The sequence below is a fragment of the Microbacterium sp. M3 genome (assembly GCF_033548675.1).
GTDB lineage: Bacteria > Actinomycetota > Actinomycetes > Actinomycetales > Microbacteriaceae > Microbacterium > Microbacterium arthrosphaerae.
This window is the reverse complement of sequence record NZ_JAWTZT010000002.1, coordinates 336,648-351,705: the sequence shown is the minus strand read 5'-3', so window position 1 is coordinate 351,705 and position 15,058 is coordinate 336,648. Positions and strand designations below refer to the sequence as shown.

General features: G+C 71.8%; 13 protein-coding genes. All 13 read left to right on the top strand.

The annotated features are described in order from the left end of the window. Nucleotides 1-1,672, top strand: a 1,672-nt coding sequence (mltG, locus tag R8Z57_RS06980; RefSeq protein WP_318353054.1) for an endolytic transglycosylase MltG, incomplete at its 5' end; no start/stop codon positions are given. Then, nucleotides 1,639-2,517 (top strand): shikimate dehydrogenase, encoded by an 879-nt coding sequence (locus R8Z57_RS06975; RefSeq protein ID WP_318353053.1) that lies wholly within the window; start codon nucleotides 1,639-1,641, stop codon nucleotides 2,515-2,517. The genes mltG and R8Z57_RS06975, both read left to right, overlap by 34 nt. A gap of 30 nt (nucleotides 2,518-2,547) precedes the next feature. Further along, nucleotides 2,548-3,777 carry a chorismate synthase gene (gene aroC, locus R8Z57_RS06970; RefSeq protein WP_318353052.1) on the top strand — a complete coding sequence of 410 codons (1,230 nt, stop codon included), beginning with the start codon at nucleotides 2,548-2,550 and terminating at the stop codon, nucleotides 3,775-3,777. Continuing rightward, entirely contained in the window at nucleotides 3,761-4,291 is a 531-nt protein-coding gene (locus tag R8Z57_RS06965; protein WP_318353051.1) for a shikimate kinase, read from the top strand. The genes aroC and R8Z57_RS06965 overlap by 17 nt, the downstream gene beginning before the upstream one ends. Next, nucleotides 4,288-5,364, top strand: coding sequence for a 3-dehydroquinate synthase (gene aroB / locus R8Z57_RS06960; protein ID WP_318353050.1), 1,077 nt, complete (start codon nucleotides 4,288-4,290; stop codon nucleotides 5,362-5,364). Before R8Z57_RS06965 ends, aroB begins: the two co-directional genes overlap by 4 nt. Continuing rightward, nucleotides 5,361-5,894, top strand: a complete 534-nt coding sequence (locus R8Z57_RS06955; protein ID WP_318353049.1) for a GNAT family N-acetyltransferase — start codon at nucleotides 5,361-5,363, stop codon at nucleotides 5,892-5,894. Before aroB ends, R8Z57_RS06955 begins: the two co-directional genes overlap by 4 nt. Before the next feature lie 151 nt (nucleotides 5,895-6,045). Further along, complete coding sequence (locus tag R8Z57_RS06950; protein WP_318353048.1) at nucleotides 6,046-7,644, top strand: MFS transporter; 1,599 nt, start codon at nucleotides 6,046-6,048, stop codon at nucleotides 7,642-7,644. A gap of 20 nt (nucleotides 7,645-7,664) precedes the next feature. After that, nucleotides 7,665-8,123: a type II 3-dehydroquinate dehydratase gene (gene aroQ, locus R8Z57_RS06945; protein WP_318353047.1), complete on the top strand. Its 459-nt coding sequence runs from the start codon at nucleotides 7,665-7,667 to the stop codon at nucleotides 8,121-8,123. Nucleotides 8,124-8,256: 133 nt separating this feature from the next. After that, nucleotides 8,257-8,817 (top strand): elongation factor P, encoded by a 561-nt coding sequence (gene efp / locus R8Z57_RS06940; RefSeq protein ID WP_045302503.1) that lies wholly within the window; start codon nucleotides 8,257-8,259, stop codon nucleotides 8,815-8,817. Nucleotides 8,818-8,836: 19 nt separating this feature from the next. Next, nucleotides 8,837-9,247 carry a transcription antitermination factor NusB gene (gene nusB / locus R8Z57_RS06935; RefSeq protein WP_318353046.1) on the top strand — a complete coding sequence of 137 codons (411 nt, stop codon included), beginning with the start codon at nucleotides 8,837-8,839 and terminating at the stop codon, nucleotides 9,245-9,247. A 49-nt stretch (nucleotides 9,248-9,296) separates the two neighbouring features. Next, on the top strand, nucleotides 9,297-12,557 hold the full coding sequence (locus R8Z57_RS06930; RefSeq protein WP_318353045.1) for an SNF2-related protein: 3,261 nt from the start codon (nucleotides 9,297-9,299) through the stop codon (nucleotides 12,555-12,557). 115 nt (nucleotides 12,558-12,672) lie between these two features. After that, nucleotides 12,673-14,247, top strand: coding sequence for a Rieske 2Fe-2S domain-containing protein (locus R8Z57_RS06925; RefSeq protein WP_318353044.1), 1,575 nt, complete (start codon nucleotides 12,673-12,675; stop codon nucleotides 14,245-14,247). 173 nt (nucleotides 14,248-14,420) lie between these two features. After that, nucleotides 14,421-14,957 carry a DoxX family membrane protein gene (locus R8Z57_RS06920; protein WP_318353043.1) on the top strand — a complete coding sequence of 179 codons (537 nt, stop codon included), beginning with the start codon at nucleotides 14,421-14,423 and terminating at the stop codon, nucleotides 14,955-14,957. Nucleotides 14,958-15,058 lie beyond the last annotated feature (101 nt).

Here is a 15,058-nt window from a genome sequence, read left to right as displayed (position 1 = left end):
GGCGCGCGAGGCCGCCCGCCGGGCGGCCACGGGAGCGACGCCGACGACGCCCGCGGCCCCCGCGGGCGATGACGCTTCCGCGTCGGCGCCCTCGGCCGACCGTGCGGCGGAGTGGACGGCGCTCGTGACCGGCTCGACGCCCGTCGTCTCGAGCGCTCCGGCCCCGGCGCCGGCAGCCGGCGCCGCGATGCCGGCCGAACCGGCACCCGGCAGCGGGTTCCAGCCGGTGCCGCTGCGCACCCCGCGTCCGACGCAGCCCGTCGACATCCAGCCCGCCGCCGAGGACGAGGAGCCGTGGCTCTTCGCGGGCGCCGGCGTCGGACCGGCGATGCCGTACAGCCGCGGCGCCGCGTCGGGCACCGCCGCGTCCGGCGCCACCGGGTCCGGGGCCCTGTCCGGCGCCCCGGCGTCCAACCCGGCCGCCTCCTCGCGCCCGACTGTCGCCGCACGCTTCGACGAGCAGCCGAGCGCTCGTTCGACGCCGGCGACGCTCGACGACCTCTTCAGCGGATCGACCTCGACGGACGACATCGGCGACGTGCCCCCGCCCAAGAACAAGCGACGCCGCCGCATCGGCGGGTGGATCGCGCTCGGCATCGTGCTGCTCCTCCTCGGCGGCATCGCCGCCGGCGGGCTCTACGTCTGGAACACCTACGAGGACAAGATCCGCGAGGTGATGGGCTGGGCGGAGCCGAAGGACTACGAGGCGGGCCTCGCGAACGGCGAGGTGTACGTCACCATCAATTCGGGCGACACCGGCATGCCCATCTCCGAGTCGCTCCATGCCGCCGGCGTCACCAAGACCGCCGACGCGTTCTACGACTACCTGATCGAATCCGGGCAGAACCCGCCCTTCCAGCCGGGTGTCTACAGGCTGCAGAAGCAGATGACCAGCGAGGCCGCCCTCACCGCGCTGCTCGACCCGGCCAACAAGCAGGAGTTCACCGCGCAGATCCCCGAGGGCTTCACCGTGCAGGGCACGCTCGAGCGCATCTCGGAGGGCACCGGCATCCCGCTCGAAGAGCTCACCACCGCCGCCGCCGACGCGTCGGCCTACGGCGTGCCGGTCGACCCGGCGATCGTCGCGGCGGGCGGGCAGCCGCTCGAAGGCTGGCTGTTCCCGGCCACGTACACCTTCGACCCGAGTGTCACCGCGCAGTCGGCGATCCAGACGCTCGTGAACCGGACCATCGAGTCGCTCGACGCGGCCGGCGTCCCGGTCGAGGACCGGCAGCGCATCCTCACCGTCGCCTCGGTCATCCAGCGCGAAGCGCGGTACCCGCAGGACATGCAGAAGGTGTCGACGGTCATCCAGAACCGGCTCGATCCGAACAACCAGGAGACGTTCGGCAAGCTGCAGATGGATTCGACGGCCCAGTTCGGCTACGGCGAGATGCACGACGGCACGGTGAGCTCCTCGGAGGAGGCGCTGAACGACCCCAACCCGTGGAACACCTACGTGAACACCGGGCTGCCCGTCGGACCGATCTCCAACCCGGGAGACGTCGCGATCGATGCGGCGATGCATCCCGCCGACGGACCGTGGCTCTACTTCGTGACGGTCGACCTGAACACCGGCGAGACCATCTTCACCGAGACGTACCGCGAGCACCTGAAGTACGTGGAGCAGTGGCAGCAGTGGTGCAGCGACAACCCGGGCTCGGGGTGCTGAGCGCCGGCTCGTCGCGTCTGGAGGTCTGGGGCGACCCGATCGCGCACAGCCGCTCGCCGCAGCTGCACGCCGCCGCGTACGACGTGCTCGGCCTCGACTGGTCGTACGGACGCCGTCGGGTGGGCGAGGCAGCCTTCACCGGCGAGCTGACCTCGCTCGACGACACGTTCCGAGGCCTCTCGCTCACCATGCCGCTCAAGGGTGTGGCGTTCGCGGCCGCCGTCGAGCGCGACCGCCACGCGACGCTCACGGGCGCCGCCAACACGCTTCTCCTCGGCCAGGCCGGTCCGCGCGGGTTCAACACCGATGTCGGCGGCATCGTGCGCGCCCTCGCCGACGACGGGGTCACCGCCGTCGACCGCGCACGCATCGTCGGGGCCGGGGCCACGGCCACCTCGGCGCTGGTCGCTCTTTCCGAGCTCGGTGCGCGCGAAGTCGAGGTGGTCGCCCGCCGACCGGAGGCCGTCGCACCGCTCGCCGAGCTCGGCCGAGGGCTCGACCTGACGGTCACCACCGCGTCGTTCGCGGCATCCGTCCCCTCCGAGGTGCCGCTCACGATCGCGACACTGCCCGGTGATGCGCCCGTTCCGGATGCCGCGGCCGACGCCCTCGCCGGCTCCGGCGGTCTGCTGCTCGACGTCGTCTACGGCCACTGGCCCACCGCGCTGTCGGCGGCGTGGGAGCGGGCGGGCGGCACGGCCCGCTCGGGTCTCGGAATGCTGCTGCACCAGGCGGTGCTGCAGATCCGCGTCTTCCGCGACGGCGACGCCGGCGCGGCGCTCGACGGCGAGGCGGAGGCGCTCGTCGCCATGCGCCGCGCGCTCGAGGAGCCTCCCGCGGCGTAACCGCCCCGCGGAGCGTGGGAGACTGGACCAATGCTCCGCGTGCTCACGGCCGGCGAATCGCACGGCCCCGAACTCGTCGCCGTCATGGAGGGCCTGCCTGCGGGCGTCCCCATCTCCCGCGCCGCGATCCAGGCGGATCTCGCGCGCCGCAAGCTCGGCTACGGCCGCGGCTCGCGGATGAAGTTCGAAGCGGACGAGCTCACGATCTCGTCGGGCGTCGTACACGGGACGAGCCTCGGCAGCCCCATCGCGCTGCGCATCGGCAACACCGAGTGGCCCAAGTGGGTCGAGGTCATGAGCGCCGAGCCGGTCGAGCTGACCGACAAGTCCCGCGGCCGTGGCGCCGCGCTCACGCGTCCCCGTCCGGGCCACGCCGACCTCGTCGGCATGCAGAAGTACGGCTTCGACGAGGCCCGGCCGATCCTCGAGCGCGCCAGCGCCCGTGAGACGGCCGCCCGCGTCGCACTGGGTGCGCTCGCGCGCGCGTTCCTGGCCGAGCTCGGCATCCGTCTCGTCAGCCACACCCTCTCGATCGGACCGGTGCGCGTGCCCGAGGGCGCGTCCCTGCCGACGCCCGACGACGTCGATGCGCTCGACGCCGACCCGCTGCGCTGCTTCGACCCCGCGACGAGCGAGGCGATGGTGGCCGAGGTCGACGACGCCCGCAAGGACGGCGACACGCTCGGCGGCATCGTCGAGGTGCTCGCCTACGGCCTGCCCCCGGGGCTCGGCTCGCACGTGCACTGGGACCGGCGCCTCGACGCCAAGCTCGCGCAGGCGCTCATGAGCATCCAGGCGATCAAGGGCGTCGAGGTCGGCGACGGCTTCGAGACGACGCGCCGCCGCGGATCGGCCGCGCACGACGAGCTGTTCGTCGCCGGCGAGGGCATCACGCGCTCGAGCGACAAGGCGGGCGGCACCGAGGGCGGGATGTCCACCGGCACCGTGCTGCGCGTCCGCGCCGGCATGAAGCCGATCGCCACGGTGCCACGGGCGCTCCGCACCGTCGACGTGTCGACCGGCGACGCCGCCTCGGCCCACCACCAGCGCTCCGACGTGTGCGCGGTGCCGGCGGCCGGCGTGGTCGCCGAGGCGATGGTCGCCGTCGTGCTCGCCGACGTGGTGCTGGAGAAGTTCGGGGGCGACAGCGTCGCCGAGACCCGCCGCAACATCGAGGGCTACCTCGCGGCGATCCCCGACGCGCTGCGCAGCGCGGCCGCGAGCGACGCCGGTCTCGCCGAGCATGACCTCGCCCTCTGACGCCGTCGTGCTGATCGGCCCGATGGGGGCCGGCAAGACCAGCATCGGGAAGAAGGCGGCCCGGGCCCTCGGCATCCGGTTCTTCGACACCGACGCCGCCGTCGTGCGCGACCACGGGCCGATCGAGCAGCTGTTCAGCGAGCACGGCGAAGCCCACTTCCGCGCCCTCGAGCGGGAAGCGGTCGTCGAGGGGCTGGCGACGGGCGGCATCGTCTCGCTCGGCGGCGGCGCGGTGCTCCACCCCGAGACACGCGTCGACCTCGCAGCGCGCCGCGTCGTCCTCTTGACGGTGTCGCCGCGCGTGGTCGCGGGGCGCGTGCGCGACTCGAACCGGCCGCTGCTGCAGGCCGACGACGCGATCGAGCGCTGGACCGCCATCTTCGAGGAGCGCCGGCCGGTCTACGAGGAGCTCGCCGACGTGACGTTCGACACGTCGAGCGGCCCCGTGCAGGATGTCGTCGACGCACTGGTCTCCTGGGTGCGCGGCGCGGACGAGAAGGAGCAGACGAAGTGACGGACGCCACGACCATCACCGTGAACGGAGATGCGAGCTACGGCATCACCGTGGGGCGCGGCATCCTGTCGTCCCTCGGCGAGGCGCTGCCCGCCGCGGCGCGCAAGGTGCTCGTCATCCACCCGCCGACGCTCGCCGCGGAGGCAGAGCGGCTGCGGACCCAGCTCGTGGGCGACCGCGAGGTGCTGCTCGCCGAGATCCCCGACGCCGAGGCCGGCAAGCGCATCGAGGTGGCCGCCTTCTGCTGGCAGGTCATGGGCAAGGCCGACTTCACCCGCACCGACGCCGTCGTCGGGTTCGGTGGGGGAGCGGTGACCGATCTGGCCGGGTTCGTCGCGGCGACCTGGCTGCGCGGCGTCGAGGTGGTGCAGGTTCCCACCACGGTGCTCGGCATGGTCGACGCGGCCGTCGGCGGCAAGACGGGCGTCAACACCGCCGAGGGCAAGAACCTGGTGGGCGCCTTCTGGGCGCCGCGCGCGGTGATCTGCGACCTCGAGCTGCTCGACACCCTGTCGCGCAACGAGCGCGTCGCCGGCTACGCCGAGGTCGTCAAGGCCGGGTTCATCTGGGCACCCGAGATCCTCGAGCTCGTCGAGGCGGATCCCGAGAGCGCCGTCGACCCGCAGAGCGCCGCCTTCCGGCGCACCATCGAGCTGGCCATCGGGATGAAGGCGCAGGTCGTGGGGGAGGACCTTCGCGAGGCGGGCCTGCGCGAGATCCTCAACTACGGCCACACCCTCGGCCACGCGATCGAGCACGCCGAGCGCTACCGCTGGCGCCACGGGGCCGCCATCTCGGTCGGCATGGTCTTCGCGGCGGAGCTGTCGCGACTCGCGGGCCGGCTTCCGGATGCCGCAGCCCAGCGTCACCGCGACATCCTCGAGACCCTGGGGCTGCCGACGACCTACCGCTCCGGCGCCTGGCCGCAGCTGCTGGCCACGATGCAGCGCGACAAGAAGAGCCGCGGCGGCATGCTGCGCTTCATCGTGCTCGACGACATCGCGAAGCCCACGGTGCTGCAGGCCCCCGACGAGTCGCTGCTCTTCGCCGCGTACCAGGAGGTCGCGGGGTGACGGCAGCGGCCACCGTGCGACGCATCCGCGCGGACGAGTGGCCGCGTGTGCGCGACCTGCGGATCGAGGCCGTGAGCGATCCGGACGCCGCGATCGCCTTCCTGTACACGCCCGAGGAGGAGCTCGCGCACGACGACGGGTTCTGGCGGGCGCGCGCGGCCCGCGCCGCGGCCGGGGGCGAGGCGGCGCAGTTCGTCGCCGAGGTCGACGGCGAGTGGGTCGGCACGGCCACCGTCCTCGTGCGGCCCGCGGGGATCGCCGACCACACCGGGCGCACGGTCTACGTCTCCCGCGCCGACGTCGTGGGCGTCTACGTGCGTCCGAGCGCGCGGGGGCGGGGCGTCATCGACGGGCTCCTGGACGCCGCGGCGGAATGGACCGCGGCGCAGGGGCTCGCCCGGCTCACGCTCGACGTGCACGCCGACAACGCCCGTGCGCAGGCGGCGTACCGCCGGAACGGCTTCGCGCCGACCGGCGTGAGGTTCACCGCGCGCATCGGCCCGGAGCTGGAGATGGCGCGCGTTCTCTGAGCTCGTCGAGTCGTCGCGCTCGTCGAGCTCGTCGGCGGCCGGATTCCGCCGCCGCACGGCGTTTCATGGAATCGACGTGATGCCGCCGAGCGCGCGCTCCTGCCAGACTCTCGGTGAGGCGCGCTCGGGCGCCTGTCGGATGGAGCCTCCCATGAGCACCAGCACCACCAACGCGCCGGCACGGGCGGGCGCGATCCTGTCGACGCTCATCCTCGTCGCCGCTGTCGCGAACCTGCCGCTGTCGGTCGCCAACGTGGCGCTGCCCGACATCGGCAAGGCCTTCGACGCCTCGCAGACCGAGCTGAACCTCGTCGCCGTCGGGTACTCGCTGGGCCTGGCCGCCTCGGTGCTGTGGCTCGGCGCGGTCGGCGACCGCTACGGCCGCAAGATGATGCTGCTGATCGGCGTGCTGCTGTCGCTTCCGGCCGGCATCGTCGCCGCCTTCGCACCGACCGTCGACGTCCTCATCATCGCGCGCATCGTGGGCGGTCTCGCCGCCGGCATGGCGTACCCCACGACACTCGCCCTCATCACGGCACTGTGGTCCGGCCCCGCGCGGACCCGTTCGATCGCGCTGTGGTCGGCGACGGGCGGCGCGATCTCGGCGCTCGGGCCGCTGATGTCGGGCGTGCTGCTGGAGTTCTTCCACTGGGGCTCGGTGTTCCTCCTGACGATCCCGCTGATCCTGATCGCCGTTCCGCTGGTGATCAAGGTCGTGCCCAGTCACGTCAACGAATCGACCGATCCCGTCGACAACCTGGGCGGCTTCCTCTCGGCGATCCTCGTAGGCGGCCTCATCCTCGCGATCAACTTCGCGGCCGTCCCCGACGCGGGAACCCTGGTCCTGGGGCTGTCCGTCATCGGCGCCGCAGCGCTGATCGCCTTCGTCATCCGCCAGCGCCGCGCCAAGAACCCGCTCTACGACCTGCGGATCGCCGCACGGCCCATCTTCTGGGTGGCCGCGTGCGCGGGAGTCATCGTCTTCGGCGCACTGATGGGCGCGATGTTCATCGGGCAGCAGTACCTGCAGAACGTGCTCGGCTACTCGACCCTCGAGTCGGGCTTCGCCATCCTGCCGGCCGCGATCTTCATGGTGCTGCTCGCTCCCCGGTCGGCCAAGCTCGTCGAGGCGAAGGGCGCCCGCTTCACGCTGCTCCTCGGCTACGCCGCCGTGCTGCTCGGCTTCCTCACCATGCTGCTGCTGTGGACGGGCAGCGCCGACTACTGGGCGGTCGGCCTCGGCTACGCCTTCGTCGGCGCGGGCGTGGGCCTCGCCGGCACGCCGGCCTCCCACTCGCTCACCGGCGCCGTGCCGGTGCGCCGCGCGGGAATGGCATCGGGCACGGCGGATCTGCAGCGAGACCTCGGCGGCGCGATCATGCAGTCGATCCTCGGCGCGCTGCTGACCGCGGGGTACGCGGCGTCGGCGAACAAGCTCATCGGCGACTCACCGGACGCCGACCAGATCACCTCGTCGGTGCAGAGCCAGCTGACGAAGTCGTTCGCCAGCGCGTCCGATGTCGCCGACCAGTACCCGCAGTACTCGGATGCCATCATCACCGCCGCGCAGCAGTCGTTCGAGCAGGGCCAGACGTGGGCGTATCTCGCCGGCGTCATCGCCGTGCTCGTCGGCGCCGTGCTGGTCTTCTTCGCGTTCCCGAAGTACGAGCGCGAGAAGCAGCTGCTCGCGCAGTACCGTGCCGAGGACGCCGCCGAGGAGCAGCCCGCCGGCCCGCAGCCCGCCGCCTGAGCCGGCGATAGGGTGGGCGGGTGAGCACGCCGCGCCGCCTCCTCCTCGTCAACGGCCCCAATCTCAACCTCCTCGGCATCCGCGAGCCGGCGGTCTACGGCACGCAGACGCTCGCCGATGTCGAGCAGGTGACGACGGATGCCGCAGCCCGGCGCGGATTCGAGGTGCGCGCCGTGCAGAGCAATCACGAGGGCGTCCTGCTCGACGCCATCCACGCCGCCCGCGAGGACTGCGCCGGCATCGTGATCAACCCGGGGGGCCTCACCCACACCTCCGTCGTGCTGCGCGACGCGCTGTCGGGCGTCGCGCTGCCCGTCGCCGAGGTGCACATCTCCGACGTCAGGGCGCGGGAGGAGTTCCGCCACCACTCGTACGTCGCCGACGTCGCGGTCGTCCACGTGGTCGGCGAAGGGGTCGCCGGTTACGCCACGGCCGTCGACCGGCTCATCGCGGTGATCACCGAGACCACCGACGGCTGACACCGCTCGCACGCCCGCGAATCGGCCGCGGACGAGGCATCCCGTAGAATCGAACGTCGGCGCTGGCGGCCCCCGCGTTCGGCGACGGGCCCCGGCCGCCTCCTCATCTTCAACGAAACGGACTTCCACGCTCATGGCATCCACCGCAGACATCAAGAACGGCGTCGTCCTCAGCATCGACGGCCAGCTCTGGAACGTCATCGAGTTCCAGCACGTCAAGCCCGGCAAGGGCGGCGCGTTCGTCCGCACGAAGCTCAAGAACGTCGTGTCGGGCAAGGTCGTCGACCGCACGTACAACGCCGGCGCGAAGATCGACATCGAGAACGTCGACCGCCGCGACTTCACCTACCTCTACAACGACGGCGACAACTTCGTCTTCATGGACGTCGAGGACTACGACCAGATCAACGTCGGCGCGGCCACGGTCGGCGACGCGGCGCACTTCCTGCTCGAGAACCAGCAGGTGCAGATCGCGCTGAACAACGGCAACCCGCTCTACGTCGAGCTCCCGGCATCCGTCGTCCTCGAGATCACGTACACCGAGCCGGGCCTGCAGGGCGACCGCTCGTCGGCGGGCACCAAGGCGGCCACCGTCGAGACCGGGTACGAGATCCAGGTTCCCCTCTTCGTCGAGACCGGCACCAAGGTCAAGGTCGACACGCGCACGGGCGACTACCTCGGCCGCGTCAACTGACCGCCGGGTCGCCTGACCGATGAGTGCCCGCACGAAGGCGCGCAAGCGCGCGCTCGACATCCTGTTCCAGGCCGACGTCCGCGGCGACCAGCCGGCGACCATCCTCGCCGCCGAGGCGAAGCGCGCCGCCGGCGAGCCCGCCCGCCAGGCGTCCTGGCTGTACGCGCGCGAGATCGTCGACGGCGTGATCGACAACCAGGACGCGATCGACGAGCAGATCACGACGTTCGCGAAGGACTGGTCGCTCGCCCGCATGCCCGCGGTCGATCGCGCGGTCCTGCGCATCGCCACGTGGGAGCTCATGTACAACGACGAGGTCCCGGCCGCAGTCGCGATCGACGAGGCGGTGGAGCTCGCCAAGGAGTTCTCGACCGACGACTCGGGCGCGTTCGTCCACGGCGTCCTCGCGCGCATCGCCCGCGCGTCCTGAGCGGCATCCTCCTACGGCGCTGTCGGGAGGGTTCGTCAGGATGGATGCCGTGACCTCGCCGCCGTTCGTCGACCCCGTGCACGTCCGCGGATTCACCGACAGTGGCTCGTACGAGCGCGGCGTCGCCTACTTCAGAGGCGGCGCCGTCCTCCGGGTCGCCTGGGATGCCGGCGCGTCGGTGATGGAGTCCGTCGTCTCGGGAAGCGCGGGGCGCACCTACCGCTGCCGCATCCGGCTCGATCCGCACCGGCCGGACCGCCCGATCGCGGCGACCTCGTGCACCTGCCCGGTGCAGTTCGACTGCAAGCACACGGTGGCGACGCTCCTGGCGGCCAACGCCGCGGCGACGACGGCACCGCGCCCCGCGGGGGCGTCCGCGTGGCGCACGGTGCTCTCGCCCGAGACCGGCGCGCAGCGCGCCCGGACGCCGCTCGCGCTCGGTGTGGAGCTGCGCCAGCGCGTCCGCCGCGGCGCCTCGACGTGGGCGCCCGCGCGGGTCGAGAGCGCGACGCCGCGCGGTCTGCACCAGCACGGCACCGACGTGCTCGTCGGACTCCGCCCGCTCCAGCGCTCCGAGCGATCCGAGGCGTGGATCAAGAGCGGCGTCTCATGGGACGTACTGCGTCGGCCGTCGACCGCGTATGACCCGGCGCAGGCCCGCTGGTTCGCGGAGCTGCACAGCATCGGACGCGACGTGCGCTCCTTCGGCGCGTTCTCCGACGTGTCGGAGTGGCTCACGCTCGACGACATCGAGTCGAGCCTGCTGTGGCCGCACCTCGCCACGGCCGGGGAGCACGGCATCCCGCTCGTCCCCACGCGGCGGGGCACCAGTGTGTCGATGGCCGCACGGGCCGCCCTCGCCGTGCAGGCGCGGCGGCGTCCGGGAGGCGGCGTGGAGGTCTCCGCGCTCGTGACGCTCGACGGCGAGCGCGCGGACCCCGCCGCCGTGCGCCCGGTGGGGCGCACCGGCGTGTACCGGTTCGCCGTGGCGGGGGACCGCCTCGACCTGGTGCTGGCGGCGGCCGCGCTGCCCGACCCCCTGCCGGCGCTGCTCGGCTCGACCGAGCCCGTGACGGTGCCGCCCGAAGAGGCGCCCGAGTTCGTTCAGGAGCATCTGCCGCGCATCGCTCGGCGGGTGACCGTGGAGGCGCCGGGGCTGGACGTCGCGGCACCCCCGCGGCCCGAGCTGGTGCTGCTGGTGCGCTTCGAGCCCGGCCATCGGGTCGTGTACACCCTCTCGTGGCGGTACGGCCGCGGCGACCTCCTCGGGTTCGAGGGGACCGGCGGCGACCGCGACACGGCCGCGGAAGCGGCGATCCGCGCTCGTACCGAGGCGCTGTGGCGCGATCACGCGCCCGTCGACTTCGCCCCCGCCGGCAGCCTGACCGGCCTCGACGCGGCGGAGTTCTCGGCACGGCTGCTGCCCGAGCTCGAGGGCGACGCCGACGTGCGGATCGAGATCTCCGGCGAGCGCCCGCCCTATCGCGAGCTCGCCGGCGACCCGCGGATCGACATCACCTCGGTCGAGACGACCGACTCGGACTGGTTCGATCTCGGCGTGGTCGTGACGATCGACGGCCGCCGCATCCCGTTCGGCACGCTCTTCACGGCGCTCTCGCGCGGCCGCAAGAAGATCCTGCTCAGCGACGGCGCGTACTTCTCGTTGTCGCACCCCTCGCTCCAGCGGCTGCGAGACCTCATAGACGAGGCCGGGGACCTCGACGAGTGGGAGACCGGGCCCCGCATCAGCCGCTATCAGACCGCGCTCTGGGCCGATTTCGAGGATCTGGCCGATGAGGCTCAGCCGGCCGTGTCATGGCGGGCCACGGTCGACGCGCTGCGCGATGCGGACGGCGTACCGGCCACGGCGCTGCCTTCCGGGCTGCACGCCGACCTGCGCCCGTACCAGCGGACGGGGTTCGAGTGGCTGGCGTTCCTGTGGGGCCACCGGCTCGGCGGGATCCTCGCCGACGACATGGGGCTCGGCAAGACGCTGCAGCTGCTCGCCCTGCTGGCGCACGCGAAGGAGCAGGGCGAGACGCGCCCGTTCCTCGTCGTGGCGCCGACGTCGGTGCTCTCGACCTGGCGCACCGAGGCCGCGCGGTTCACACCGGATCTGCGCGTCGCCGTGGTCGACGCCACGCGCGCCAAGCGCGGGACGAGCGTCGCGGAGACGGCGGCCGGCGCCGATCTCGTCGTGACGTCCTACGCGCTGCTGCGCCTCGACGAGCAGGAGTTCGCCGGCCTCCGATGGGCGGGCCTGATCCTCGACGAGGCGCAGTTCGTCAAGAACAGCCAGACCAAGGCGTACCGGGCGGCACGCGATCTGCCGGCCGATGTGGTCTTCGCGGTCACCGGCACCCCGCTGGAGAACAGCCTCACCGAGCTGTGGGCGCTGCTCTCGCTCACCGCGCCGGGACTCTTCGCGTCCGCGCGACGATTCCGCGAGGAGTACGTCGGTCCGATCGAGAAGGGGAAGGTGCCCGAGAACCAGGAGGGCGGCGCCTACCGCGCGGGGCGTCTCGCTCGACTGCGACGACGCATCCGGCCGCTCGTGCTGCGGCGCACGAAGGAGCTGGTCGCCGCCGACCTGCCGCCGAAGCAGGAGCAGGAGGTGCGGATCGAGCTCGGGCCCGCACACCGGGCGCTCTACGACACCGTGCTCCAGCGCGAGCGGCAGAAGGTGCTCGGGCTGCTGGACGACCTCGACCGCAACCGGTTCATCGTGTTCCGGTCGCTGACCCTGCTCCGGCTGCTGAGCCTCGCACCGGGTCTGGTCGATCCCGCGGATGCGCACATCCCCCCGAGCAAGCTCGGTCCGCTGTTCGAGCAGCTCGACGAGGCGCTCGCCGAGGGGCACCGCGCCCTCGTCTTCAGTCAGTTCACCTCGTTCCTCGCGCTGGTGGCGACCGCACTGGAAGAGCGCGGCATCCCGTACGCGTATCTCGACGGGTCGACGAGAGACCGGGATGCCGCGATCACCGCATTCCGCGGGGGAGAGGCGCCCGTCTTCCTCATCAGCCTCAAGGCCGGCGGCTTCGGGCTCACACTGACCGAGGCGGACTACGTCTTCCTGCTGGACCCGTGGTGGAACCCCGCGGCCGAGGCGCAGGCGACCGACCGCGCGCACCGGATCGGCCAGCATCGCAGCGTGATGGTCTACCGCCTCATCGCCGCCGGCACCATCGAGGAGAAGGTGATGGCGCTGCAGCAGCGGAAGGCGCGCCTCTTCCGGTCGGTGATGGACGACGACGCCCTGTTCGGGCAGGCACTCACCGCCGACGACATCCGCGGCCTCTTCGACGCCTGACCGCCCCTCGCGCGCCGGCGCGCCCGGCCGATCGCCTTTTGCACGGCCGGGACGCCCAGCCGCGCCCGTGGGCCTCGCCTAGAATCAACTGGTTCGACACAGGAGGACACACCCCATGCGCATCACGGGCCTCGGCCACGCCGGAATGTACATCGAGACGGCCGGCGGCAGCATTCTCTGCGATCCGGTGATCGGCCCGACCTTCTTCGGGTCGTGGTTCCCGTTCCCCGACAACCGGGGCCTCGACTGGGAGAAGTACGGCAAGGCCGACTTCCTCTACATCTCGCACCGCCATCGCGACCACTTCGACCCCGCTCTCATGGAGCGCCACATCCCGAAGACCATCAAGGTGCTGCTGCCGGAGTACCCGACCGACGACCTCGAGCAGGACCTCCGCGGGCTCGGCTACGACAACATCGTCTACACGCAGGCAGGCGTGCCGCTCGAGTTCGGGCCTCTCAAGGTCATGGTCACGCCGCTGCGCGCCCCCAGCGACGGCCCGATCGGCGATTCGTCGCTCAGCGTCGACGACGGCACCGCGAGCATCCTGAATCAGAACGACTCGCACCCGCTCGACCTCGAGAAGCTGATGTCGTTCTCCAAACCCGAGGCGTACTTCACGCAGGTGTCGGGCGCGATCTGGTGGCCGATGGTCTACGACCTGCCGCAGGACGCCAAGCAGAACTTCGCCAAGCTCAAGCGCGACGCGCAGAACAAGCGCGCGATGTACTACATCGAGAAGGTCGACGCCGAGCACGTCTTCCCGATGGCGGGGCCTCCGATGTTCCTGCGCGAGGAGCTCTTCCGCTACAACGGCCAGGGTCTCGACGGCGACGCGATCTTCACCGACCAGCGCGAGTTCCTCGCCCACATGCGGGAGCTGCGCCCGGAGCAGAAGGGCTACGAGTTCCTTCCCGGCACCGTGGTCGAGCTCGTCGACGGCGATCTGTCGGTCACGCAGACGCTGTACACCGAGGCTGAGATCGACCGCGTCTTCGACGACAAGTGGTCGTACCTCGCCGAGCAGCGCGACACGCGTCAGGACGAGATCCGCGCGGAAGAGGCCTCGCGCGCCCCGGTGCTGCCGCCGGACGAGATGCTCGCCGCGATCCGCGAGTGGTGGGAGCCGCTGCTGCGTCGCGGGCGGACCATCCGCAACGGCGTGGGCGGCAACGTGCGGTTCCGGATCGGCGAGCTCGACATGGTGGTCGACTTCCCGAAGGCCAAGGTGCGCGAGTACGCCGGCGAGGAGTGCATCTACTGGTACACGATCCCGGCGGACCTCGTGTCGACGAACATCCGCGACCACGAGATCGACTGGTCCAACTCGATCTTCCTCTCGATGCAGTTCGAGGTCGGTCGCAGCGGCAAGTTCAACGAGTTCCTCACCACGTTCCTCAAGTGCCTCTCGCGCGATCGGATCGAGTACGTCGAGAACTGGTACGCCGAGCAGACCGACCAGACGGAGGACGCCCAGCTCGGGGACTGGATGGTCCAGCGGCGGTGCCCGCACCTGCGGGCGGACCTGACGAAGACGGGCAAGATCGAGGACGGCGTGCTGACGTGCTCTCTCCACGACTGGAAGTGGGATCTCGCCAGCGGCAAGTGCCTCACCAGCCAGGGGCACCCGATCCGCGCGTCCCAGGTCGAGGACGACCTCTTCCGCGCGGCCAGCACTCCCGCCGCGTGAGCACCGAGGACGCCGTTCAGTTGTAGGACTCCCACAACGCGACGACAGCCGGACGCGCGGACGTGTGTGCGACAGCGGCCAATCTGCACCGGGGCGTATCACCGCGGGATTCCTTCGGGTCCTGATCACCGTGCCTGCGATCGCGGGCGATCAGAACCCGAAGGAATCACGCCATGACTACTGTCCCCGTCCGCGGCGCCGCCGGCGTCGTCCCGTCGTCCACCGGCCGCCCGAGCCCGATCGCGGCCCTCCTCGCCTTCGAGGCTCGTGCCGAGGCCGCGCTGAAGACCTCGCTGCAGCGCTGGAGCATCCCCGCGCTGCGCATCGCCCTCGGCACGGTGTTCGCCGTGTTCGGCGCGCTGAAGCTCTTCCCCGGCGTGAGCCCGGTCGAGGCGCTCGTGAGCGCGACGTGGGAGAAGCTCACGTTCGGCCTGGTCAGCGGGCAGGCCGCGCTCGTCGCGACCGCGGTCATCGAGGTCACTGCGGGGGCGCTCCTCATCCTCGGCGGGGCGTTCGCCCGTGTGGGCCTCGTCGTGCTGGCGTTCGCGTTCGTCGGCATCCTCTCGCCGATCGTGCTGCTGCCGGCCGAGGTCTTCGGCACCGCCGGGCCGACGCTCACCGGCCAGTACATCTTCAAGAACGCCGTGCTCATCGCGGCGGCGCTGGTCGTCGCCTCGCGCGTGCTCCGCGGCCCTGCGCCGCGCTCCTGACGCACGCGCAGCTCCACACGGCGCAGGCCGGTCCCGATTGGGGACCGGCCTGCGCCGTGCCGTAGACTGGCCGACGATCACAGCAACCTTTAACCCCGTCC